Origin of the sequence: Comamonas sp. 17RB, from assembly GCF_030056555.1 — a bacterium.
GTDB classification, from domain to species: domain Bacteria; phylum Pseudomonadota; class Gammaproteobacteria; order Burkholderiales; family Burkholderiaceae_C; genus Comamonas; species Comamonas terrigena.
In genome coordinates, this window is sequence record NZ_JASHHY010000007.1 from 15,654 (window position 1) to 37,823 (window position 22,170).

At 68.4% G+C, this 22,170-nt stretch carries 19 protein-coding genes; 15 read left to right on the forward strand and 4 right to left on the reverse strand.

Annotated features, from left to right (window positions below):
* Positions 1-32: 32 nt before the first annotated feature.
* Both QM470_RS13210 and QM470_RS13215 read right to left on the reverse strand, forming a co-directional pair.
* Positions 33-737 carry a riboflavin synthase gene (locus QM470_RS13210; RefSeq protein ID WP_066540159.1) on the reverse strand — a complete coding sequence of 235 codons (705 nt, stop codon included), beginning with the start codon at positions 735-737 and terminating at the stop codon, positions 33-35.
* Positions 738-859: 122 nt separating this feature from the next.
* Entirely contained in the window at positions 860-1,735 is an 876-nt protein-coding gene (locus QM470_RS13215; protein WP_349307068.1) for a hypothetical protein, read from the reverse strand.
* A gap of 643 nt (positions 1,736-2,378) precedes the next feature.
* On the opposite strand from QM470_RS13215, the gene QM470_RS13220 reads away from it, so the two are divergent.
* The 8 genes from QM470_RS13220 (at position 2,379) to QM470_RS13255 (ending at position 11,236) form a co-directional block, all read left to right on the forward strand.
* Entirely contained in the window at positions 2,379-3,056 is a 678-nt protein-coding gene (locus QM470_RS13220) for a DUF2760 domain-containing protein (protein ID WP_283339591.1), read from the forward strand.
* Positions 3,057-3,059: 3 nt separating this feature from the next.
* Positions 3,060-5,033, forward strand: a complete 1,974-nt coding sequence (locus QM470_RS13225; protein ID WP_283339592.1) for an Hsp70 family protein — start codon at positions 3,060-3,062, stop codon at positions 5,031-5,033.
* Positions 5,034-5,200: 167 nt separating this feature from the next.
* Positions 5,201-6,385 carry an acetyltransferase domain-containing protein gene (locus QM470_RS13230; protein ID WP_283339593.1) on the forward strand — a complete coding sequence of 395 codons (1,185 nt, stop codon included), beginning with the start codon at positions 5,201-5,203 and terminating at the stop codon, positions 6,383-6,385.
* A gap of 70 nt (positions 6,386-6,455) precedes the next feature.
* Complete coding sequence (locus tag QM470_RS13235; protein ID WP_283339594.1) at positions 6,456-6,836, forward strand: Fur family transcriptional regulator; 381 nt, start codon at positions 6,456-6,458, stop codon at positions 6,834-6,836.
* Positions 6,837-6,847: 11 nt separating this feature from the next.
* Entirely contained in the window at positions 6,848-9,745 is a 2,898-nt protein-coding gene (locus QM470_RS13240; protein WP_283339595.1) for an Hsp70 family protein, read from the forward strand.
* Between the two features lie 115 nt (positions 9,746-9,860).
* On the forward strand, positions 9,861-10,286 hold the full coding sequence (locus QM470_RS13245) for a ribosomal maturation YjgA family protein (protein WP_283339596.1): 426 nt from the start codon (positions 9,861-9,863) through the stop codon (positions 10,284-10,286).
* Positions 10,270-10,680, forward strand: a complete 411-nt coding sequence (locus QM470_RS13250; protein ID WP_283339597.1) for a DUF4087 domain-containing protein — start codon at positions 10,270-10,272, stop codon at positions 10,678-10,680. Before QM470_RS13245 ends, QM470_RS13250 begins: the two co-directional genes overlap by 17 nt.
* Before the next feature lie 136 nt (positions 10,681-10,816).
* Positions 10,817-11,236 carry a bleomycin resistance protein gene (locus QM470_RS13255; protein WP_283339598.1) on the forward strand — a complete coding sequence of 140 codons (420 nt, stop codon included), beginning with the start codon at positions 10,817-10,819 and terminating at the stop codon, positions 11,234-11,236.
* On the opposite strand, the gene QM470_RS13260 is transcribed toward QM470_RS13255, so the two are convergent.
* Positions 11,230-12,624: an aminotransferase-like domain-containing protein gene (locus QM470_RS13260; RefSeq protein WP_283339600.1), complete on the reverse strand. Its 1,395-nt coding sequence runs from the start codon at positions 12,622-12,624 to the stop codon at positions 11,230-11,232. The two genes, QM470_RS13255 and QM470_RS13260, sit on opposite strands and share 7 nt — an antisense overlap.
* A 94-nt stretch (positions 12,625-12,718) precedes the next feature.
* On the opposite strand from QM470_RS13260, the gene QM470_RS13265 reads away from it, so the two are divergent.
* Positions 12,719-13,627, forward strand: coding sequence for a DMT family transporter (locus QM470_RS13265; protein ID WP_283339601.1), 909 nt, complete (start codon positions 12,719-12,721; stop codon positions 13,625-13,627).
* 18 nt (positions 13,628-13,645) lie between these two features.
* On the opposite strand, the gene QM470_RS13270 is transcribed toward QM470_RS13265, so the two are convergent.
* Positions 13,646-14,470: a GntR family transcriptional regulator gene (locus tag QM470_RS13270; RefSeq protein ID WP_066540183.1), complete on the reverse strand. Its 825-nt coding sequence runs from the start codon at positions 14,468-14,470 to the stop codon at positions 13,646-13,648.
* 130 nt (positions 14,471-14,600) lie between these two features.
* On the opposite strand from QM470_RS13270, the gene QM470_RS13275 reads away from it, so the two are divergent.
* The 6 genes from QM470_RS13275 (at position 14,601) to QM470_RS13300 (ending at position 22,047) form a co-directional block, all read left to right on the forward strand.
* The gene (locus QM470_RS13275; protein WP_283339602.1) at positions 14,601-15,770 is read left to right on the forward strand and encodes a CaiB/BaiF CoA transferase family protein; all 1,170 of its coding nucleotides are present in this window, start codon (positions 14,601-14,603) and stop codon (positions 15,768-15,770) included.
* Positions 15,767-16,588 carry an enoyl-CoA hydratase/isomerase family protein gene (locus tag QM470_RS13280; RefSeq protein ID WP_280012557.1) on the forward strand — a complete coding sequence of 274 codons (822 nt, stop codon included), beginning with the start codon at positions 15,767-15,769 and terminating at the stop codon, positions 16,586-16,588. Before QM470_RS13275 ends, QM470_RS13280 begins: the two co-directional genes overlap by 4 nt.
* Before the next feature lie 51 nt (positions 16,589-16,639).
* The gene (locus QM470_RS13285) at positions 16,640-17,821 is read left to right on the forward strand and encodes an acyl-CoA dehydrogenase family protein (protein WP_283339603.1); all 1,182 of its coding nucleotides are present in this window, start codon (positions 16,640-16,642) and stop codon (positions 17,819-17,821) included.
* A gap of 119 nt (positions 17,822-17,940) precedes the next feature.
* Positions 17,941-19,359, forward strand: coding sequence for an MmgE/PrpD family protein (locus QM470_RS13290; protein WP_283339604.1), 1,419 nt, complete (start codon positions 17,941-17,943; stop codon positions 19,357-19,359).
* A 213-nt stretch (positions 19,360-19,572) separates the two neighbouring features.
* Positions 19,573-20,601 (forward strand): Bug family tripartite tricarboxylate transporter substrate binding protein, encoded by a 1,029-nt coding sequence (locus QM470_RS13295; RefSeq protein ID WP_280012561.1) that lies wholly within the window; start codon positions 19,573-19,575, stop codon positions 20,599-20,601.
* A 630-nt stretch (positions 20,602-21,231) separates the two neighbouring features.
* A complete protein-coding gene (locus tag QM470_RS13300) occupies positions 21,232-22,047 on the forward strand; it encodes an HpcH/HpaI aldolase family protein (RefSeq protein WP_283339770.1) in 816 nt (271 codons plus the stop codon).
* Positions 22,048-22,170 lie beyond the last annotated feature (123 nt).

The following is a 22,170-nucleotide window of genomic DNA, read 5'->3' on the forward strand; positions in this document are numbered from 1 at the left end:
GGGGAAGCGCTGGAGGGAAGGGCAGTCCGGGGTCAGGACGGCAGCTTGGGCACGTCGATGAAGTCGTCCAGGCTCAGCCCCTTTTCTTTCAGCAGCGCTTCCAGCACAGGCTTCAGGCGGCCCAGGCTGGCTTCCACGGTTTCGCGCACCGTGTCCACCACCACCTGGGTGCTGCGTTCGATCTCGATGTTGACCAGATCGCCCACCTGCTTGCTGCCGAACACGGTCATGCGCAGCGTTTCGGGAATCAGCCAGACCTCGAACCAGCCTTCCTTGCGGTTCACCTCGGCCACCGTCAGGCTGGCGCCGTTGACGGCGATATAGCCTTTGGCAAACACATAGGGGCGAAAGGCTTCGGGAATGCCGAAGCGGATCTTGTGGTTGGTGTCGGTGCGCACGATGTCCAGCAGTGGCGCGGTGAAGTCCACATGGCCGGACAGCGGGTGGCCGCCGATTTCGGCGCCGTCCTTGGCGGCACGCTCCACATTCACATGGGCGCCGGCCTTGTAGCTGCCCAGCGTGGTGATGGCCAGGCTTTGCTGCATCACGTCGAAGGTGGCGCTGGTGGGCGAGAGGTTTTCCGTCACGGTCAGGCAGACGCCGTCGTGCGAGACACTGGCGCCCACCGCCAGGTCCTGGCAGAAGCCTTCGGGGAATTCCATGGTGAAGGTGCGCAGACCGTCCTGGTCGCGCAGCGCGGCAATGGTTGCCACGGCCTGAATGATGCCGGTGAACACGGGTGGGTTTCCTTGGGACGCGGCCGCTGCGCTTGCGCGCGGCAGCCATGGTGCAAAACGCTTATTGTGCCCGCGGCCCTGGCGCACGGCGGGCTTGGCCCTGTTGCCAATGCGGCAGCCGCTCAGGCGGCCAGTGCGGCGCCATCCCAGTGGCCGCTGACCAGGCCCAGAGGCTTTTTCAGTGCCCGCACCCAGGCGCAGTCCGGCCAGGCCTCCATCTGCACATTCATGCCGGCAAATACGCCGTAGCCGGGACCGGCGGCGATCTCCCCGTCGGCCTGCAGGGTCTCGCCTGTGCGGATGCTGCAGGCGGCGCGGATATCGCCCAGCGCCTTGATGCCCCAACCCGCCTGGATGTGGTTGCCGCAGTCCAGGCTGTCCTGGGTGGCAATGCCATGGCCTGCGTCCAGCAGGCCCTGCACGGCGATGCGGCCGCCCGCGCGCAGGCCCTTGCCGCAGTGCAGGGCACCCTGCACGTCCACTTCCTGGCCGATGTGGGCCTGTCCTTGCAGCGTCACATCGCCGCCGCAGCGCAGTTCCCAGCCGGCGCGCAGTTCTGCGGCGCGCAGGGCACCTTGCACTTCCACGCTCCAGGCGGCCTTGATGGTGTTGCCGGCCTGCAGCAGTTCGCCGCAGAAGATGGCGCCGCCGCTGTGGATGTCTTCTCCCGCTTCCAGCGTGCCGGCGCGTATGCCGCCGCCCACCTGCAGGCTGCGCCCCACCAGCAGTTGGCCGCTGACGCGCACATCGCCGTGGACGATCAGCGTGCCGGCGTAGACCAGGTTATCGGCCTCCAGGTGCTCCAGCTCCAGCACGGTGTTGGTGGGACCGAAGTTCTCCAGCAGCCAGCGTGCGTCGTCCACGCGGCCTGCGGCCACCTGGGTGTCCATGGCCGCCTGGTAGTCGCCACCGCCCAGGTTGTTGCGCACAAACCAGCGGTACCCCATGGCGCAGGGGTTCTTGCCGCGCAAGAAAGTTTGGGTCAGTTCCATGTCCATCGTTCAACCTCGTCCATTCCGTGGGGGAAATGGGCGCGTGGCGCGGCCTGCGGGCGTGGTGGGGCCGTGGCTGCGCGCATGCGCCTTTGCATGTGCAAGTCGTGGAGGCCGTGCGGAGGAAAGGGACTGTGTGTGCCTTATGCCTTCCGCACGGCGGCGGAAAGCATGGCCGTAACGCCACTGAGGCTGACGAAGGCGGTCGGCACGCCATGGCGGCGGGTGTGCAGGGCACGCAGCACACAGGCACGCACCTGCGGCACTGCAGCAAGGGCAGCGCGGCGCGGGCGGGCAGAAAGGGAAGGGTGCGTGCAGACCATGGAGGAAAATTGCTGCAAATTATGCCTTGCCTGCTTTTTCGGCACGGGGCGCTGCGGTATCGCTGTTACAAGTCGGCCTGCCAGATGACCGTTTGGGCGATACCTGCACCCTGACAGGTATTGCCTGCTTTGGGTAACATCACGGCCCTTGCGGGCGCGCGCGCCGCTGGGGTGGCCGTTGTTTGTAACAACCGCACCGCCCGGTGTGTGTGCGCGGCATGCCACCGCGTTCCCTGTTTTTGCGGGTTGCAGTTTCCTTCCGGCCTTGGGTGCCGGTGGTTGTCCGCTGCAGCCGGCCCCTATTGCGCGCGACTGCGCACCCTGCCATGCCATCCAACCAACCCCCTTCCTTCTTCAGCCGAATCGCGATTGCGATCGGCAGCTTCTTTGCCATTCTGGGCGACGGCCGCCTGGCGGCCGATGTGCGCCGCGTGCGCGCCGGCGAAGCCCTGGCCGCCGACGTCCAGCCCACGGAAGTGCGCGTTGAAGTGCCGGTCGAGAAGGTGGTGGAAGTCCGTGTGGAAGTGCCTGTGGAGAAGATCGTTGAAAAGACGGTCGAAAAGCGGGTGGAAGTGCCTGTCGAAAAGCTGGTGGAAAAACTGGTTGAGAAGACCATTGAAGTGCCCAACCACGCTGCCGCCCTGCAACTGCTGGGCCTGATGCAGCGGGAAGCCCGGTTTGTCGACTTCATCCAGGAAGACGTGGCGCCCTACACCGATGCGGAAATCGGTGCCGCCGCCCGCGTGGTGCACGAAGGCTGCCGCAAGGTGCTGCGCGAGCATTTCGCGATTGCCCCGGTGCGCAGCGAAGCCGAAGGGACTCGCATCACCCTGCAGGCCGGCTTTGACGCGGCCGCCGTGCGCCTGACCGGCAATGTGGTCGGGCAGGCGCCGTTCACCGGTACCCTGGGCCACCGTGGCTGGCAGGTCACCGAGGTGAAGCTGCCCCAGCTGACCGACAGCCAGGCGGCCAAGGTGCTGGCGCAGGCCGAAGTGGAGCTGTAAACCATGACTGTGTTTGCCTCCATTGCCGCATCCGGTGCGGCCCAGCCCGCAGTGTCTGCTTCCGGCTCTGCTGTTGCTGCCGCGCCCGCCACGACCACAACCCCTGTCCCGTCCGCTGCGGCCGCCCGCTACAGCATTGGCATTGACCTGGGCACCACGCACTGCGCGCTGTCCTATGTGAACAAGACGGCCAGCGACGGTGAAACCGTGGTGCAGGGCGTGCTGGAGATTCCCCAGCTGACGGCGCCCGCCAGCGTGGAAGCCAAGCCGCTGCTGCCGTCCTTTCTGTACCTGCCGCACGAGAGCGAGCTGACCGAGGCCGAGCGCCGCCTGCCCGGCGCGGCCGCGCAGGACTTCATCACCGGCGAGTTCGCCCGCAGCCGCGGTGCGGCCACGCCCATCCGGCTGGTCAGCAGCGCCAAGAGCTGGCTGTGCCACCCCGGCGTGGACCGCCGCGCAGGCATTCTGCCGCCCGATGCGCCCGAGGAAGTCAGCCGCATTTCGCCGCTGACCGCGTCCATCCGCTACCTGGAGCACCTGCGCTGGGCCTGGGAGCAGGCCCATCCCGAGGCCCCGTTTGCCGAGCAGGACATCACCGTCACCATTCCCGCATCGTTCGATCCCGCAGCGCGCGAGCTGACGGCCGAGGCATGCAAGGCCGCCGGCTTTGACCGGCTGACCCTGCTGGAGGAGCCCCAGGCGGCGCTGTACAGCTGGATCCAGGCCAGCGGCGGCCAGTGGCGCAAGCAGGTCCGGCATGGCGACATCATTCTGGTGGTGGACGTGGGAGGCGGCACCACTGACCTCTCGCTGATCGCCGTGCTGGAGCGCGAGGGCACTCTGGAGCTGCAACGGATTGCCGTGGGCGAGCACATTCTGCTGGGCGGCGACAACATGGACCTGGCCCTGGCCTATGGTGTGGCGCGCAAGCTGGCACAGGAAGGCAAGCAGCTGGATGCCTGGCAGACCCGCGCGCTGGCCCATGGCTGCCGCAGTGCCAAGGAGCAACTGCTGGCCGATGCGGCGCTGCAGTCCGTGCCGTTGGTGGTGCCCAGCCGGGGCAGCAAGCTCATCGGCGGCAGCATCCGCACCGAAGTCACGCGCGACGAAGTGCTGGCCATGCTGGTCGAAGGCTTCTTCCCCCAGGTGGCCGTCAGCGACAAGCCCAAGACCCGCGCCCGGGGCGCGCTCACCCAGCTGGGCCTGCCCTATGCCCAGGATGCGGCGGTCACACGCCATCTGGCTGCGTTCCTGACCCGCCAGGTCAACGCCCTGGCCGACATCGACGGCCTGGACGGCGACCAGGTGGACGGTTCCACCTTCCTGCACCCCACGGCCATCCTGTTCAACGGGGGCGTGCTCAAGGCCGGGCAGATCGAGCAGCGCATTGTCGAGGTCATCAACGGCTGGCTGGACGATGAAGCCTGCCCGCCCGTCCGCCTGCTGGACGGTGCCAACCTGGACCTGGCCGTGGCACGCGGCGCGGCCTACTACGGCCATATCGCCACCAGCGGCCGCGGCGTGCGCATCCGCGGCGGCACGGCCCAGTCGTATTACGTGGGTGTGGAGTCGAACATGCTCGCCATCCCCGGCATGGAGCCGCCGCTGTCCGCACTGTGCCTGGTGCCGTTCGGTATGGAAGAGGGCTCGGAAGTGGCGCTGCCTGACGAGGAGTTCGGTCTGGTCGTGGGCGAGCCCGTGCGCCTGCGCTTCTTTGGCTCCAGCGTGCGCCGTGCCGATACCGTGGGCACCATGCTGGACTTCTGGGGGCCGGAGGAACTGGTGGAGCTGCAGGAGATCGAGTTGAACCTGCCGGCAGCAGGCCGTGTGGCCGGCGAGGTCGTGCCGGTGACCTTGCAGGCGCGCGTGACGGATATCGGCACGCTGGAGCTGAATGCCGTGCCGGTGGGCGGAACCGAACGCTGGAAGGTGGAGTTCGACGTGCGTGCGGAGACCGCCGCCGACGCTGCCGCCTGAAGTGGCGGTCCCTGGTGAAAAAGCCCGCTGGCCTATGGGTCTGCGGGCTTTTTTTGTGGATGGATGGCGGCGCCAATGCCCTGCCTGCCAGCAGGGGCCTGGCCTTGCATGCCACGGCATGCGGAACCGGTCTCGGTATGATATTGATAAATCTTTATCAATAGACTGTGAAAACCTTTTCCGCTTCTGCGCCCCTGGCGCTGCCCGGTGCCGGCCGGCTGCAATCGATTGACGCCCTGCGGGGACTGGTCATGCTGTTCATGCTGCTGGACCATGTCCGCGAGACCTTCTATCTGCATCTGCAGGTGCCGGATCCGATGGTGGTGGCCGATACGCCGCCGGGCCTGTTCTTCCCGCGCATGCTGGCCCATCTGTGCGCCCCGGTGTTTGTGTTTCTGACCGGGCTGGGCGCCTATCTGTACGCCAGCCGCCACGCCGATGCCGGGCAGGCGCGGGCGGCGGCTTCGGGCTTTCTGTGGCGGCGGGGCCTGTTCCTGGTGCTGCTGGAGGTGACGGTGGTCAACTTTGCCTGGACCTTCCAGTTTCCCCCGGCCAAGGTGTTCCTGCAGGTGATCTGGGCCATCGGCCTGTCCATGCTGGCGCTGTCGGTGCTGGTGTGGCTGCCGCGCCAGGCCTTGCTGCTGCTGGGGGCGGTGCTGGTGGCCGGGCACAACCTGCTCGACGGCCTGCATTTCCCCGCCGGCCATCTGCTGCACGCGCCCTGGGCCATCCTGCATGACCGGGGCTGGCTGGAACTGGCCGGGGTGCAGCTGCGCACCTCCTACCCGGTGCTGCCCTGGATCGGCGTGATCGCCCTGGGCTATGGCATCGGCCCCTGGTTTGGCAGGGCCTGCGAGGCGGCACAACGCCAGCGCCGCCTGCTGGTGGCGGGCGCGGCCTGTCTGCTGGGCTTTGGGGTGCTGCGCACGCTGAATGTGTATGGCGATGCGCCCTGGCAGGCCGGTGCCAGCACGCTGCACACGCTCATGTCCTGGTTCAATGTGACCAAGTACCCGCCGTCGCTGCTGTTCCTGCTGCTGACGCTGGGGGTCGGGTTGCTGCTGTTGCACGCATTCGAGGCGCGGACCGGCCGCCCCTGGCTGCAGCCGCTGGCCACGCTGGGCGCGGCGCCCATGTTCTTCTACGTGCTGCACCTGTATGTGCTGAAGTTCATGTACCTGGCGGCCGTGGCCGTCTGGGGGACCAACCAGGGGCAGTTGTTCGGCCTGGACCACCTGCTGTGGCTGTGGGTGCTGGCCGCCGTGCTGGCCGTGGCACTGTACCCTGCAGTGCGCTGGTTTGCTGCGCTCAAGCAGCGCCGGCGCGACCTGGCATGGCTCAAGTACCTGTAGGCCGGCGTCGGCGGTGCCGGCGGCGGCACAATACCGCTTCCTTGAAGCAGCCCCCGCCATGACGTCTTCCATGCAACGATCCACCAAGCAGCGCACCGCCATCCAGCAGGCCATGACGCAGGCCGACCGGCCGCTGGCACCGCCGGATGTGCTGGAACTGGCCCAGGCCACACTGCCGGGCCTGGGCATTGCCACGGTGTACCGCGCCCTCAAGGCCATGGCGGAAGAGGGCGTGCTGCGCGAGGTGCACCTGCCCGGGCGCAGCCCCATGTACGAGGTGGCCCACCACGGCCACCACCACCACTTTCAGTGCAAGCAGTGCCAGCGGGTGTTCGATGTGCACGCCTGTCCCGGCAATCTGGCGGGGCTGGCCCCGGCAGGCTTTGTGGTGGAAGGCCACGAAATCACGCTCTATGGCCGCTGCAGCGACTGCGCGGCCCTGCCGTCCTGAAGGCACGCGGCGTGACCCGGCCTTCCGCGTCTGCGGCCTTTGTCGTTGGCATCGACCTGGGCACCAGCCACACCGTGGTGGCCAGCGTGCCCGTGCGCGGCGCGGCGGCCGAGATTGCACTGCTGCACATTCCCCAGCGCAGCACGGCGGGCGAGGTGGCGCTGCTGCCCCTGCTGCCCTCGGTGCGCTACCAGGCTGCGCCGGGTGAGCTGGGCGAGGCCTGGCAGCAGCCCTGGCCACCGCAGGGGGCGTCGGCCGATGCCCCCGCCGTCATCGGCCGCTGGGCGGAGGACCTGGGGGCATCGGTCCCCGGCCGCCTGGTGGCCAGTGCCAAAAGCTGGCTCTCCCACGCCGGCGTGGACCGTACGGCAGCCATCCTGCCCTGGGGGGCTGCAGAAGATGTGGCCAAGGTTTCGCCGCTGGCGGCCTCTGCGTCCTACTTGGCCCATGTGAAAGCGGCCTGGGACCAGGCCCATCCCGCCGCGCCGCTGCAGGACCAGATCGTGGTGCTGACGGTGCCGGCATCGTTTGACGAAGGCGCGCGTGCGCTGACGCTGGAGGCGGCAGCGCAGGCCGGTCTGCCCGGCGTGCAGTTGCTGGAAGAGCCCAAGGCCGCGTTCCACGACTGGCTGGTGCTGCAAGGCGCGCAATGGGCGCAGCAGCTGGCGGACAGCCGCCTGGTGCTGGTGGTGGACGTGGGCGGCGGCACCACCGATCTGACCTTGATCCGTGTGGACCCTGCTGCCGGCGCCGCGGATGGCAGCCTGCCCACCTTGACCCGCACTGCCGTGGGCGAGCATTTGATGCTGGGCGGCGACAACATGGATCTGGCACTGGCCCACCAGCTGGAGCCGCAGTTTGCGGACGCCGGCCAGCGCCTGCCTGCGCAGCGTTTTGCCCAGCTGGTGCAGCGTTGCCGCATGGCCAAGGAGCAATTGCTGGCCGCCGATGCCCCGGAACATGCCCGCATCACCCTGCTGGGGGGCGGCAGCCGCCTGCTGGCGGCCACGCAATCCGCCACGGTGACCCGTGCGCAGGTGCAGCAGTGGGTGGTGGATGGGTTCTGGCCGCCTGCACAGACCACCGACCAGCCGGGCAAGCGCCAGGGTGCGCTGCGAGGGTTTGGCCTGCCGTATCCGGCGGATGCGGCCATCACACGGCATCTGGCGGCGTTCCTGGCCCAGCATGCCGGTGGCGCCTGGCCCGACACCGTGCTGCTGAACGGGGGCGTGTTCCATGCGCATGCGATGGTGGAGCGGCTCACGCAGCAGCTGTCCGCCTGGCGCGGCAGCCCCGTGCGGGTGCTGCACAACCCCCACCCGGACTGGGCCGTGGCGCGTGGCGCCGCAGCCCACGGCCTGGCGCGCGCGCAGCAGGAACATGCGGCATACGACGCCCTCTCTGTGCCCCCTCCAGAACATACTGAAAGCGCTCCGGAAACGACCACCACCCGCAAGCCTGCGGCCGCGGCCCTGCCGGTGATCGGCGGTGGCGCGGCGCGCAGCTACTGGCTGGTGCTGCCGGGCAAAAAGGGCGCAGCCCCGCAAGGCCTGTGCCTGTTACCGCGCGGCACGGAAGAAGGCGTGCGCATGGTGCTGTCGGGCCGGCGCTTTGCGCTCAAGCTGGGCCAGGCCGTGCGCTTCAGCCTGGTGGCGCACAGCGGCAACCTGCCGGCGCAGGCCGGACAGCTGGCAGCGCTGCACGGCGAAGGCTGGGTGGAATTGCCGCCCATCGCCACCGTGCTGCCGGCACCGGAGGGCCACAGCACCGCGCAGATCGAGGTGCAGCTGCAGGCCTGCATGAGCGAGGTCGGCACGCTGGAGGTGCGCTGCGTGGCGGTGGTGGATGCCACCCGGTCCTGGCTGCTGCCCTTCCATGTGCGCGCTGGCGGCCAGGCCGTGGATGCCGGCGCGGCGCCCGTGCCGGCAGAAGGCTCTGAGAACCCGCAGGAAGGGGACAGAACGGCGCAGCACCTGCCCCAGGCCGCAGCCCAGATCGAACGCATCTTTGGCAACCAGGCCCAGGAAGTGGGGCCCAAGGAGGTGCGCCAACTGCGCCAGTCGCTGGAAAAGCTGCTCGGCCCGCGCGAGGGCTGGGAGGTGGCAACGCTGCGCACGCTGTTCGACGCACTGTTGGCGCGGGCCAAGCGCCGCCGCCGCACGCCCGAGCATGAACGCGTGTGGCTGAATCTGTCCGGCTGGTGCCTGCGCCCCGGTGTGGGGGCGCAACTGGACGGCTGGCGCATGGCGCAGGTCTGGGCCTTGTATGCCCAGGGGCTGGCCCATGCCAAGGAGGCCGCCAACTGGACCGAATGGTGGGTGTTCTGGCGGCGCGTGGCCGCGGGCCTGGATGCCGCGCAGCAACTGGCGCTGCTGGAAGACGTGGCCGGCCACATGCAGAAAGCCGTGCAGCAGACGGCACGCAGCGGTGGCAAAAGCAGCCATGGCAGCTATGACGACATGCTGCGCCTGTTTGCGGCTATGGAGGCCGTGCCCTGGCAGTACCGCCAGGAAATGGGCCAGTGGATGCTGCAGCGGCTCCAGCGCGAGGGTGAATCCGTGCAGACCTGGTGGGCCATTGGCCGCCTGGCCGCGCGCCAACCGCTGGCCGCCAATGCGCACCTGGTGATGCCGCTCGAAGCGGCGCAGGAGTTTCTGAACGCCACCCTGGCCCAGGACTGGCGCAAGAACGACACCGCGATGTTTGCCGCGGTGCAAATGGCCCGGATGACGGGCGATCGCGCACGCGATCTGCCGGATGGAGTGCGCACCCAGGTGCTGGAAAAAATGCAGGCCAGCGGTGCGCCCCCGCGCTGGGTGGCCATGGTGGAGCAGGTGGTGCAGATGGACGCCGAAGACCAGAAACGCAGCCTGGGGGACAGCCTGCCGCCCGGGTTGGTGTTGCTGTGAGGGCGGTGCGTGCCGACGGTGGCGGGAGGCTGGGCAGTTTGGTCGACAGCGCCCTGGTGCACAGAAAAATGAACAAAAGGTGGTGGACGTGATACCTGTGGTGGGATCTTTTTCGATGCCCAGGCGAAACCGCCTGGTCCTGGTGCTGCTGGCCTTGCTGGTCATCGCCCTGGGCCTGGCCTCCCGGCGCGGCCTGGTGCCGTTTCCGGCGGCGCTGGGCAACTACCCCGGCGATGCACTCTGGGCCTGGGTGGTGTTGCTGTGTGTGGCCTGGGTACGGCCGGCCATGCCGCGCACCCGGCTGGTGGCATGGTCGCTGGCCATCGCGTTTGGCATTGAGTTTCTGCAGCTCTACCAGGCCCCCTGGATACAGGCGCTGCGCGCCAACAAGCTGGCGTATCTGGTGCTGGGCAATGGCTTTGATCCGCTGGATCTGGTGGCTTATGGGGTGGGCATTGCGCTGGGGTCGGCGGTGGATGGAGCCTGGGGGCGTGCCGTGGCCCGCCGCGTGCAGGAGAGCGGTTATGCGGCGCGGTATTGACTGGCGCCGCGCCGCAGTGCTGGCGCTGTGCGCCAGCCTGTGGGGGGCGTGGGGCCTCCCGGTGCAGGCCGGGACGGCGGGCGCAGCCCCGGCTTCCCAGTTGCGCTGCGGCTGGTGGGAAAACCCCACACCGTCCAATGCCTGGTTGAACGACCGCGACGGCAGCTGGACCGTGGGTTCACAAGGCGGCCTGCAGGCCGAAGGGGACTGGCCCAGCTTCACCGACGCGCAATGGGTGCGCACCAATGGCTATTACGGCTACGGCTGTGCCTGTCTGCGCGTGGTGGCCGACGCCCGCAGCCAGAAGGTGGAGCGCATTCTGTCGGCCCGGGCCAGACCGCTGGCCGCCTGCCGGCAGGACCGGCGACTGCGCGAGCCGCTGCGGCCGGAGTGAGCGGCGTGGGGCGCTGGGTCACATCTGCGTCCCCGCCCGCATGCAAGCCGCTACGATGGCTGCACATGGTGTGCCGGCAAGCCCGTTCCGGGTGCGCTGTGCGCCCACCTACCGTTGTCCCTGCAGGAGTGATTGCATGACCATGCCGACCCAGACCGTGATTCCCCAGCTGCGCATGACCGACGCGGTGCGCAGCCTGCAGTTCTATGTGGACGGGCTGGGTTTTGCCGTGGACTGGGAGCACCGCTTTGAACCCGGCTACCCGCTGTTTGTCCAGCTGTCCCGCGACAGCGGTGCGGGCCGGCAGCTGATCTTTCTGACCCAGCACCGTGGCGACTGCGAGGTGGGCGGTGCCGTCTACTTTGTGGTGCCCGATGCGCGCGCGACGCTGGCAGCGTTCGAGGCGCGGGGCATCTGGCCCACCAATCCGCTGGAGGCCACGCCCTGGGGAAGCTGGGAATTTCTGCTGACCGATCCGGACGGCAACCGGCTGCGCTTTGCGTCGGACCAGGTCTCGGACGCCGTGGAGCACGGGGGCCAGGGCGGGGCTCAGTAGCTGGCGTCCGCGATGGCCTGTCCCACCTGGCGCAGCGCTGGCTCCAGCACGTCCAGCGGCACCGATCCCAGCGCCAGGCGCAGGGCGTGCGGCACCTGGGCGGTGGTGGCGAACGGCTCGGCGGTAGAGACGGCAATCCCTTGCTGCAGCAGGGCCGCCGCAATCTGGTCGGCACGCACTTCGGGCGGCAAGGGCAGCCACAGAAAGTAGGACTGCGGGTGGTGGACCCGGGACAGACCGGGCAGCAGCGTGCCCAGCACGCGGGCTGCCAGTTGTTGGCGCAGCGCGGCGTCTTCGCGTTTGTGCGTTTCCAGCCGGGTGACGGTGCCGTCTTCCAGCCAGCCGCAGGCGATGGCGGCCATCACGCCCGGGGTGTTCCAGGTGGTGGCGCGGATGGCACGCTCCAGCGCGGGCACCCAGTCCAGCGGCGCGGCGGCAAAGCCCACCCGCAGACCGGCCGCCACATTCTTGGAAAAACCGGACACATACACCGTGCGCTCCGGCGCCAGTGCGGCCAGCGGCGGCGGGGCCGGGTCGGCCAGGTAGGCATAGGCGCCGTCTTCGATCAGCGTCAGGTCGTGCGCACGCGCCAGCTCCACCAGCTGCAGCCGCTGCGCAAGAGGCAGCACCCAGCCCAGCGGGTTGTGCAGCGTGGGCATGGTGTAGACCGCACGCACGCTGCGCTGGCGGCACAGCTGCTGCAGCGCGGCCAGGTCGGGTCCCTGCGGTGTGGCGGGAATGGGCAGCAGCTCCAGGTGCAGCTGCTGCGCCAGCAGCTTGAAGCCGGGGTAGGTGAGTGCGTCCACGGCCACCACGTCGCCGGGCGCAAGCCGCGCCATCAGCGCCACGGTCAGGCCGTGCTGGGCGCCGTCCACCAGCACCACCTGCTCACCGCTGACCTGCAGGCCGCGTGCACGCAGGTGCTGGGCCACGGCGGCGCGGTCGCGGGGGCGGCCGCCATGGGGCTGGTAGCGCAGCAGGGCTTCCAGGTCGCCGGTCAGGGCCAGCTGGCGCAGCGCGGTGCGCAGCAGCTCGGCCTGGCTGGGCAAGGTCGGCACGTTGAAGCTCAGGTCCACACTGCCCAGCGCAGCGGGCGGAATGTCGATGCCGTGGCCCGGCGGCAGTGCGGTTTCCTTGACGAAGGTGCCACGCCCGGTTTCGCCACTGACCAGGCCCATGGCGCTCAGCTCGGCATAGACGCGGCTGGCCGTGACCAGGGCCAGGCCTTCGCGGGCCGCGAGCTGGCGGTGCGTGGGCAGGCGCGTGCCGGCCGGCAGCTGGCCGCTGCGGATGGCGGCGGCCAGGCGGTCCACCACGGTCTGGTAGCGGGAGGTGCGGGCAAGGGAAGGGGTGGCCATGGGGCGGATCAGCGCAGCAATTGCAGCCATCGCAACGGCTTTGTATGCATGACAATTTTTTGATTGTATTGGGTTGTGTGCCTAGCATGGCGGCCTTGTTCCTGTTGCACCGCGTTCCACTGCCATGACTCCCTCCGCCCAAGCCGCTTCGACGTCCACCCCTGTCCACAGTTCCCAAGGCTGGCTCAACGGCCTGATCGGGGTGGTGATCTTCAGCGGCTCGCTGCCAGCCACACGGCTGGCGGTGTTGGATCTGCCGCCGGTGTGGCTGACGGTGGCGCGTGCCAGCATTGCCGGGGTGTTGGCACTGGCGGTGCTGCTGTGGTGCCGGCAACCGCGGCCTGCGCGCTCCCAGATGGTGTCGTTGGCCGTGGTGGCCGTGGGCGTGGTGCTGGGCTTTCCGCTGCTGACGGCGCTGGCGCTGCAGCATGTGCCGGCGGCGCACTCGATTGTGCTGGTGGCACTGCTGCCGCTGTGTACGGCGGTGTGCGGGGTGTGGCGCGGCGGCGAGCGCCTGCGGCCGGCGTTCTGGGCGCTGTCGCTGCTGGGGGCGGCCCTGGTGCTGGGGTTCGCGCTGTGGGCCGCTTGGCAGCAAGGGGGGGAGACATCGTTGGTGGGCGACGGGCTGATGCTGCTGGCCGTGGCGGTCTGTGGCCTGGGGTATGCGGAAGGGGCCAAGCTCTCGCGCAGCCTGGGCGGCTGGCAGGTGATCAGCTGGGCGCTGGTGCTGTCGCTGCCGGTGATGCTGCCGCTCACCCTGTGGCTGTGGCCCGCTGACCTGGGCGCTGTGCGCGCCCCGGCCTGGTGGGGGCTGGCCTATGTGGCACTGTTCAGCATGTGGCTGGGCTTTGTCTTCTGGTACCGCGGGCTGGCGCAGGGCGGCATTGCGGCCGTGGGGCAGTTGCAGCTGTTGCAGCCCTTGCTGGGGTTGGCGCTGGCAGCCTGGCTGCTGGGCGAGGCGGTGAGCCCGGCCATGCTGGCGGTGACCGTGGCCGTGATAGCCTGTGTGGCCGGGGCCAAGCGGGTGGCCTGATCTGCCGTGCAGCGCGCCTCAGCGCGCGGTGATGGAATGTGCCACCGGGGCACCGCCGTCTTCGCGGCGCCAGGTGGTTTCCATGCGGAAGCGCGCAGGGATGTACCAGTTGACCGAGGCGGCCAGCAACTGGTCCTGGGTGTCGTAATAGGCCCGCACCACATGCAGGGCCGGGCTGCCGGCGGGCAGGCGCAGCAGGTGCAGCGCGGGATCGGGCATCAGGTCGGCTTCGATGCGTTGGCGGATGCTGTCGGCCTCCACGCCGCACAGCGTCTTCAGCAGCGTGTAGATGCTGGGGTGGTCGCCATGCAGGTGGGCAATGATTTCCGCGAAGGCCGGACGCAGGTAGATCTGTGAGTACGACATGGGACTGACCTGTCCCGTGGGGTGGCGCATGGCGGTCAGTTCCATCCACACCGATCGCTGGGGGCAGTGCAGGATGGCGGCCAGGGCGGCATCGGCCTCCTTGCGCTGGCTGGCCAGCACTTCCAGACGCGTGCTGTCGCCATAGGTCATCGCATCCTGGAAGGTGCTTTCCGAGGTCAGCACATACGGCACCACCGGCTGGGTGGCCCGCACCACGCTGCCGGCGCCGGGCTGCTTGCTGATCAGACCTTCCTCCACCATGCGGCGCGTGGCTTCACGCACCGTGTGGCGGCTGACGCCGTACTGGGCGCAGAGCTGGACTTCCGTGGGGAAGCTGCTGTGCACGGGGTACTGCCCGTTCTGGATGGCGGCGCACAGCTGCTGGTAGAGCTGCTGGTAGAGCGGGCCATCGGCAGCCACAGGGCGTTTGGCCGTGCGGGTGGCGGTGTGCGAAGAGGGCGTGGCGGTTCGGGGCATGCGGGATGCAGTGTCGCAGAGAACGCAATCCTGCGGACAGGTTAAGCCATGTCAAAGCGGGTTTGTCCGTACATTGTTTTAAATGTACGTACATTACATTTTCATGCATCGGATTTGAAAGTGCCCGGCCATGTCTCTCCCCCCTCTCCAGTCCTCCCCGCCACCCGCCCAGCCATTTCAGGGGCTGGTGGTGGTGGAACTGGGTCACAGCGTGGCAGCACCTTTCACCGGACTGATCCTGGCCGAAATGGGCGCCGAGGTCATCAAGGTGGAAAAAGCCGAAGGTGACGATGCACGCCGCTGGGGCCCGCCTTTCTGGGAAGGCGAGGGCGCCTATTTCCAGGCGCTGAACCGCAACAAGCAGTCGGTGGTCTGCAATCTGCGCGATGCGCAGGAGGTGGCGGCGTTGCGCCGTCTGATCGCCGAGCGCGCGGATGTGGTCATCCAGAACCTGCGCCCCGGCCATGTGCAGCAGCTGGGCCTGGATGCGGCCACGCTGCGGGCAGACAAGCCGTCGCTGATCTACTGCAATCTGGGAGCCTTCGGTGCGGTGGGTCCGCTCAAGGACCGCCCGGGCTACGACCCGCTGATGCAGGCCTTCGGCGGCATCATGAGCACCACCGGCGAGCCGGGCCGGGCTTCGGTGCGTGTGGCACCGTCCATCGTCGACATGGGCACGGGCATGTGGGGGGCCATCGGCATCCTGGCCGCGCTGCACCGCCGCCACCAGACGGGGGAGGGCGAGACGGTGGATGTTTCGCTGTTCGAGACCGCCGCCACCTGGGTATCGCTGCTGGCCGGCCAGGTCATGGCCAGCGGCCAGCAGGTGCAAAAGCAGGGCTCGGGAGCGCCCGGCATTGCGCCCTACAAGGCCTATGCCACCCGGGATGGGGAGGTGGTGATCTCTGCCGGCAGCGATGCGCTGTTCCAGCGCCTGTGCGGCGTGCTGGGCCACCCGGAATGGGCCACGCAGGCCCGCTTCATCGACAACCCGCAGCGCGTGGCGCACCAGGAGGCGCTGTACCGCCTGATCGACCCGCTGGTGGCAGCCCGGCCCACCGCCCACTGGGTGGAGGCGCTGGAAGCCGCCGGCGTCCCTTGTGCCCCGGTCAACACCGTGGGCCAGATGCTGGAGCACGCCCAGACCCAGGCGCTGGACCTGGTGCATCCCGTGCCCGGTACGGGCATGCGCTTTGTGGCGCTGCCGCTGAGTCTGGACGGCCAGCGCCCGCGCGTGCGCAGTGCGCCGCCGGCGCTGGGCGCCCATACCCAGCAGCTGCTTTTTCCGGAGCTGGCATGACACAGGAGCCATGGATGGATGTGGTGAACACCGCCTACGAGACGCTGGATGTGGCGCTCGTGGGCCCGCACGTGCTGCAGGTGACGCTGAACCGCCCCGATGCGGGCAATGCCCTCAACACCCAGATGGGGCGCGAACTGCTGCAGCTGTGGAGCGCGCTGACCGAGGATGCCGGCCCGGTGCGTTGCGTGGTGCTGACCGGTGCCGGGGGGCGGATTTTCTGTGCCGGAGGCGATCTGAAGGAGCGCAACGGCATGACGCAGCGCCAGTGGCAGCTGCAGCACGAATTGTTCGAGCGCATGTACTGGACGCTGACCGACCTGCCGCTGCCGGTGGTGGCCGCCGTCAACGGCCACGCCTATGGCGGCGGCATGGAAATGGCGCTGTGCTGCGACTTTGTCTATGCCAGCGAGGTGGCGCGCTTTGCCCTGCCTGAGGTGACGCTGGGCATCATGCCGGGCGCCGGTGGCACGCAGAACCTGCCCCGTGCCGTGGGCGAACGCCGGGCCAAGGAGCTGCTGCTGACCGGCAAGCCGCTGTCCGCCACGCAGGCGCTGGAGTGGGGCGTGGCCAACAGCGTCTACCCCATGGGCGAAGTGCTGGAACGGGCGCACGAGACGGCGGCGGTGATTGCCGGCAACGCGCCGCTGTCGGTACGGCAGATCAAGAAATCGGTGCGCTATGGCGGCCAGATGGAGCTGCGCACGGCATACCGTTTCGAGGTGGAAGCCTACAACCACCTGGTGGGCACCCAGGACCGCATGGAAGGCGTGCGTGCCTTCAACGAGAAGCGTCCCCCCGTTTTCACGGGGCAGTGACGCCCCCGGGAGCCCGTGTTTGAACAGCCAATTGACAGTGCGAGGACAGCCATGACCGAATCTGCCGTGGTCCACATCGAGGCCGGTACCGACTATGCCGACATCCGCGACAGCGTACGCCGCGTCTGTGCCGACTTTCCGGGCGCCTACTGGCGCACGCTGGAGGAGACCGGTGCTTACCCGTCGGAATTTGTCCAGGCGCTGACCGATGCCGGTTTTCTGGGGGCGCTGATCCCCGAGGAGTACGGCGGCAGCGGCATGCCGCTGCGCGCGGCGGCCGTGATCCTGGAGGAAATCCATGCCAGCGGCTGCAATGCCGGCGCCTGCCACGCCCAGATGTACACCATGGGCACGGTGCTGCGCCACGGATCGCAGGCGCAAAAAGACCTGTACCTGCCGCAGATTGCCGCCGGCACGCTGCGCCTGCAGGCGTTTGGCGTGACCGAACCCACCACCGGATCGGACACCACCAAGCTCAAGACCCGTGCCGTGCGCGAGGGCGACAGCTATGTGGTCAACGGCCAGAAGGTCTGGACCTCGCGGGCGCTGTACTCCGACCTGATGCTGCTGCTGGCGCGCACCACGCCGCTGGAGGAGTGCGTCCGCAAGAGCGACGGTCTGTCGGTCTTTCTGGTGGACATGCGCGAGCTCAAGGGCAAGGGGCTGGAGATCCGCAAGCTGCCGGCCATGGTGAACCACAACACCACCGAGATCTTTTTCGACAATATGCGCATTCCGGCCAGCAGCCTGATCGGCGAGGAAGGCAAGGGGCTGAAATACATTCTGGACGGCATGAACGCCGAGCGCATTCTGGTGGGCGCCGAATGCATTGGCGATGCGCGCTGGTTCACCGACACGGCGGTGCAGTACGTCAGCGAGCGCCGGGTGTTCGACCGGCCCATCGGCCAGAACCAGGGGGTGCAGTTTCCCATCGCCAAGGCCTATGCCGAAATGCAGGCCGCCGATCTGGTGCTGCGCCGTGCCTGTGCCCGGTTTGCGGCCGGCCTGCCCTGCGGCGAAGATGCCAACATGGGCAAGCTGCTGGCCTCCGAAGCCTCCTGGCACGCGGCCGAAGCCTGTCTGCAAAGCCATGGCGGCTTTGGCTTTGCCACCGAATACAACGTGGAGCGCAAATGGCGCGAAACCCGGCTCTACCAGGTGGCGCCGATCTCCTCCAACCTGATCCTGTCCTATGTGGGTGAGCACATCCTGGGCATGCCCCGGTCGTACTGAGGAATGGAGATGACGTTTCCTCTGGGCTGCTGCACAGTATCCGTCGATCACATTGCCCCGGCAGGGGCGGTCCCGGTTCCGGTGCGGGCTGAGGGCGCGCAGCGCCAAGGAGCAACACGATGCCGATAGCTGAATTGACCCCGGTGGCGGCGCCGCCCGCCCGCCCGAAGAACCCCTTGCCGCTGACGCAGGCGCTGGCGCGCTATGTGCGGGCGCCGCACTTTGGCGGCCAGGAGGTGGCGGCCTGTGCCTTGGCACTGACCGGCACGCTGGACACGCTGGCCACGCTGCTGGCGGGCCAGAACGAGCCGGTGGTGCGCATCGTGCGTGCCCATCTGGCGGCCAGCGGCACCGGCCCTGCCGAGGCGCCGGCACCGTCGCTGCAGCAACTGCTGGGCACCGCCCAGGCGGCCCTGGTGAATGCCGTGGCCGGCCATGCGCTGGACTATGACGATGTGGCCATGTCAGCCCACCCCAGCACGGTGCTGGTGCCCACGCTGTGGGCCGAGGCGCACCGCCTGGGCGCCAGCGGCGCCGAACTGCTGCGTGCCTATGTGGTGGGCTACGAGGTCTGGGCCGAGCTGTTCAGCCGCGAAAGCGGGCAGTACCACCTCAAGGGCTGGCACCCTACCGGCGTGTTCGGTGTGGTGGGTGCGGCGGCCGGCGTGGCCTACCTGAACCGGGAGGCACTGACCGAAGGCCAGGTGGCGCAGGCGCTGTCGCTGGCGGCCAGTTCGGCGGCAGGGCTGGTGGCCAATTTCGGCACCATGGCCAAACCCTGGCATGCGGGCCGTGCGGCGGCGGCCGCGATCGATGCCGTGCGGCTGGCACAGCTGGGAATGACGGCCGCAACCGATGTGTTCGAGCACCATGCCGGCTTTCTGGCCGCGCTGTCGCCCACCGGCGAATGCGATCTGCAGCGCCCGGCCACCATCGGCGGTGTCCCCCGGCTGCTGAGCTGGGGGCTGTCGATCAAGTGCTATCCGGTGTGCTACTCGGGCCACCGCGTGATCGACGGCGTGCTGCAACTCAAGGCCGCCCATGGGCTGCAGCCCCAGGACGTGCAGCGCGTGGATGTGACCATTGGCAATGCCCAGGCCAGCATGCTGCGCAACCACCGCCCGGTGAGCGGACTGGAGGCCAAGTTCAGCATCGAGTTCGATGTGGCCTGCGCCCTGGTGGCCGGTGATGTGGGCCTGGCCCAGCTGACCGATGCCTTCACCCAGCGCACCGACATGCAGGCGCTGATGGCCAAGGTGCAGGTACACACCACCGAGCGCAGCGACCCGGTCGATCCGGCCTTTTCCGTGGCCGACAGCGTGCGCATCACCACCCGTGACGGCCGGCGGCTGGAGACCGGAGAGATCCGTTTCCCCAAAGGCCATGCCATGCACCCGCTCAGTGCCGAAGCACTGCGCAGCAAGTTCCTGGACTGCGTGGCCTACAGCGGCCTGCCGTGCGACGGCGCCGCGCTGTACGACGCCGTGCGCAGCCTGGACCAGATGCCCGATGTCCGCGCGCTGGCGCAGCATCTCTGAAGGAGGAAGCCGATTCCCTGATACCCCCTGCAAGGCGTGTGCCGTGCACCGGCTCCACAAGGGCCGCATGCCCCGCGCTGCAGCAACCGCCCACCGGCGGTGGAAGACCGAAAGTGAGGCCGTCCCGTCTGGCTGTTGCCGACCGGACGCATGCAAACCCGGTGCGCCGTATGCCAACGATAAACACGGCGCGCTGTTTTGACGGAGTCCACCATGTCCGATCTGTTAGTTGCTTCTTCCTCCGTCTCCTCTGCCGGCTGGCGCCGCCGCGAATGGCTGGCCGCCGGTGCCGGCCTGCTGGGTGCCGGCCTGCTGCCCGGGGCCGCGCGTGCCCAGGGCTGGCCCGACAAGCCCATCCGCATCATTGCGGCCCAGGCGCCGGGATCGTCCAACGATGCCACTTCGCGGGCGCTGGCCGACTATCTGTCCACCAAGCTGGGCGTGCCGGTGGTGGTCGAGAACAAGCCCGGCGGCGTGGGCATGATTGCTGCCGACACCATCGTGCGTGCCCCGGCCGACGGCTACACGCTGCTGATGACGCTGCACAGCCAGCCGGCCCAGGCACCGGCCCTGCTCAAGCGCCTGCCGGTGGATCCGGACAAGGACATCGTGCCGATTGCCGCCATCGGCGTCGGGCCGGTGCCGGGCGTGGTGCACAAGGACTTTCCGGCCAAGACCATCCAGGAAGTGATTGCCTATTCCAAGAAGAAACCGGTCAATGTGGGCAACTACGCCGTGGGGTCGGGCTGGCAGCTGATGCTGGACCAGCTGGTCAAGGACACGGGGGCGCAGTTCAACGTGGTCAACTACAAGGGCACCGGCGCCATGCTGATGGACCTGTATGGCGGCCAGATCGACATGGGGGCCGGTTCGCTGGCCGGCATTGGCGGCGGGCTCAAGCAGGGCAGCGTGCGGCCGGTGGTGATTGCCATGGGCAACCCCTCGTCCAAGCTGCCGGGTGTGCCGACCTGGAAGCAGGCCGGCTTCAGTGGCGCGGCCTACGAGAACCTGCCCGAATGCAATATGTTGTTTGCCAAGGCCGGTACCCCCCAGGCTCTGGTCGACCGCCTGGCCCAGCTGGTGCACAGCAGCTACACCGAATCGGAGCGCATCAAGAGCGTGCGCGAGACCCTGTCCGATGAAGACCCGGCCCTGACCGGTGCTGCGCTGCGCGCCTTCATCGACCGCACCTGGCCCACCTACCGCCAGCTGACCCGGGCGGCGGGGATTGCGGCGAGCTGAGCTTCGCCTTCCGGGTGCTGGACATGGCGCGCCGCAGTGCGGATTTCTTCAGGCGGCACGGCACGCGGGTGCCGGTGCCGCCGTGTGTTGGCAGGGGGCGACAGATGCGGGTTGCATTTTGTGCACGGTCCACGCGGTGGCGCTCGGCGCCCCAGAGGTGGTCGGCTGATCCTTGCGAAATGGGAATGGGAGTATCTCTTTTTCTCATGCCCCGGGATGGCCCGCATTGCTGAGAATGTGCACTGTATGGACGGCTCTCTCCCAGTGCGCACACTTTCCGTTTTGCAGGCCGCGTTGCGTGCGGCGTTCGAGCGCTGGATGGTCTTGTGCGAGCTCACGGCCCGCAGCGACGGTATTGCACCCGAGGAACTGCAGCGGGAGCTGGACTGGCTGCGCGGCCGCAGTGCGCTGCTGGTCCAGCGCAGCACGCCGCAGCAGATGCGCCAGCTCATTGCCGATCTCCAGAACGCCGAATCCTGGGTGCACGCCAGCCTGCGCCTGCGGATGCAGGCCCTGCCTGGGGGGGAGGGTGGTGGCACGCAGGTGACTGCCGCAGGCTGTGGAGGCCGTGCAGCTTTGCTATGTTCCGGCAAATACCAGCACTGCGCAGTTTTCTGCCCTTCCACCACCATGCCTCCTGTCAACCATTTCAAACGTGCCCTGCAAGCCGGCCAGGCCCAGATCGGTCTGTGGTCCACCCTGCCGTCGCCCTATGTCAGCGAACTGATCGCCGGCGCGGGCTTTGACTGGGTGCTGCTGGACACCGAGCACACCCCCACCGATGTGCCGCAGATGCTGCAGCAGCTGCAGGCGGTGGCGGCGGCCCGCCCGCGCGAGGGCCTGGGCTGCAGCCATGCCGTGGTGCGCCCGGCGTGGAACGACAAGGTGATGATCAAGCGTTATCTGGACATTGGCGCGCAGACGCTGCTGCTGCCTTTTGTGCAGAACGCCGATGAAGCCCGCGCGGCGGTGGAGGCCGTGCGCTATGCGCCCCAGGGCCTGCGGGGCATGGGGGGATCGATGCGCGCCTCCAACTTCGGCCGTGACGCCGACTATGTGGCCAAGGCCGCCGACGAGATCTGCCTGCTGGTGCAGGTGGAAACCGGCGAGGCGCTGGACAACCTGGAGGCCATTGCCAGCGTGGACGGTATCGATGGCGTGTTCATCGGTCCGGCCGATCTGTCCGCCAGCCTGGGCTACCCCGGCAACGCGGGCCATCCGGACATGGAGGCGACGATCGACCGGGCGCTGGCCACCATCCGCGCCTGCGGCAAGGCGCCGGGCATTCTGGCGGTGAACCCCGACCGTGCCCAGGCCTGCCTGGACAAGGGAGCGCTGTTTGTCGCCGTGGGCATGGACATGCTGCTGCTGCGCCAGAGTGCCGATGCGCTGGCCCTGCGCTTCAAGCGCCCGGGGGATGCGGCGGTCAGTGCATCCATGTATTGAGTGTGGTGTCCGCCGCTTTCTAGAATGGGTGCTGACGGGCGCCCAGGGCGCACCGCCACTTTCTATCAAAAACGCAGCTGCTTCTGCACTTGCAGCAAGGTTTTCACAGGCATTGGATACTGA

Excerpts from the sequence above, each read along its gene's own strand:
- QM470_RS13215 (WP_349307068.1), bottom strand. The coding sequence starts at position 1,735 with ATGGACATGGAACTGACCCAAACTTTCTTGCGCGGCAAGAACCCCTGC.
- QM470_RS13220 (WP_283339591.1), top strand. The coding sequence starts at position 2,379 with ATGCCATCCAACCAACCCCCTTCCTTCTTCAGCCGAATCGCGATTGCG.
- QM470_RS13225 (WP_283339592.1), top strand. The coding sequence starts at position 3,060 with ATGACTGTGTTTGCCTCCATTGCCGCATCCGGTGCGGCCCAGCCCGCA.
- QM470_RS13235 (WP_283339594.1), top strand. The coding sequence starts at position 6,456 with ATGCAACGATCCACCAAGCAGCGCACCGCCATCCAGCAGGCCATGACG.
- QM470_RS13245 (WP_283339596.1), top strand. The coding sequence starts at position 9,861 with ATGCCCAGGCGAAACCGCCTGGTCCTGGTGCTGCTGGCCTTGCTGGTC.
- QM470_RS13250 (WP_283339597.1), top strand. The coding sequence starts at position 10,270 with ATGCGGCGCGGTATTGACTGGCGCCGCGCCGCAGTGCTGGCGCTGTGC.
- QM470_RS13255 (WP_283339598.1), top strand. The coding sequence starts at position 10,817 with ATGACCATGCCGACCCAGACCGTGATTCCCCAGCTGCGCATGACCGAC.
- QM470_RS13260 (WP_283339600.1), bottom strand. The coding sequence starts at position 12,624 with ATGGCTGCAATTGCTGCGCTGATCCGCCCCATGGCCACCCCTTCCCTT.
- QM470_RS13265 (WP_283339601.1), top strand. The coding sequence starts at position 12,719 with ATGACTCCCTCCGCCCAAGCCGCTTCGACGTCCACCCCTGTCCACAGT.
- QM470_RS13270 (WP_066540183.1), bottom strand. The coding sequence starts at position 14,470 with ATGCCCCGAACCGCCACGCCCTCTTCGCACACCGCCACCCGCACGGCC.
- QM470_RS13275 (WP_283339602.1), top strand. The coding sequence starts at position 14,601 with ATGTCTCTCCCCCCTCTCCAGTCCTCCCCGCCACCCGCCCAGCCATTT.
- QM470_RS13280 (WP_280012557.1), top strand. The coding sequence starts at position 15,767 with ATGACACAGGAGCCATGGATGGATGTGGTGAACACCGCCTACGAGACG.
- QM470_RS13285 (WP_283339603.1), top strand. The coding sequence starts at position 16,640 with ATGACCGAATCTGCCGTGGTCCACATCGAGGCCGGTACCGACTATGCC.
- QM470_RS13290 (WP_283339604.1), top strand. The coding sequence starts at position 17,941 with ATGCCGATAGCTGAATTGACCCCGGTGGCGGCGCCGCCCGCCCGCCCG.
- QM470_RS13295 (WP_280012561.1), top strand. The coding sequence starts at position 19,573 with ATGTCCGATCTGTTAGTTGCTTCTTCCTCCGTCTCCTCTGCCGGCTGG.
- QM470_RS13300 (WP_283339770.1), top strand. The coding sequence starts at position 21,232 with ATGCCTCCTGTCAACCATTTCAAACGTGCCCTGCAAGCCGGCCAGGCC.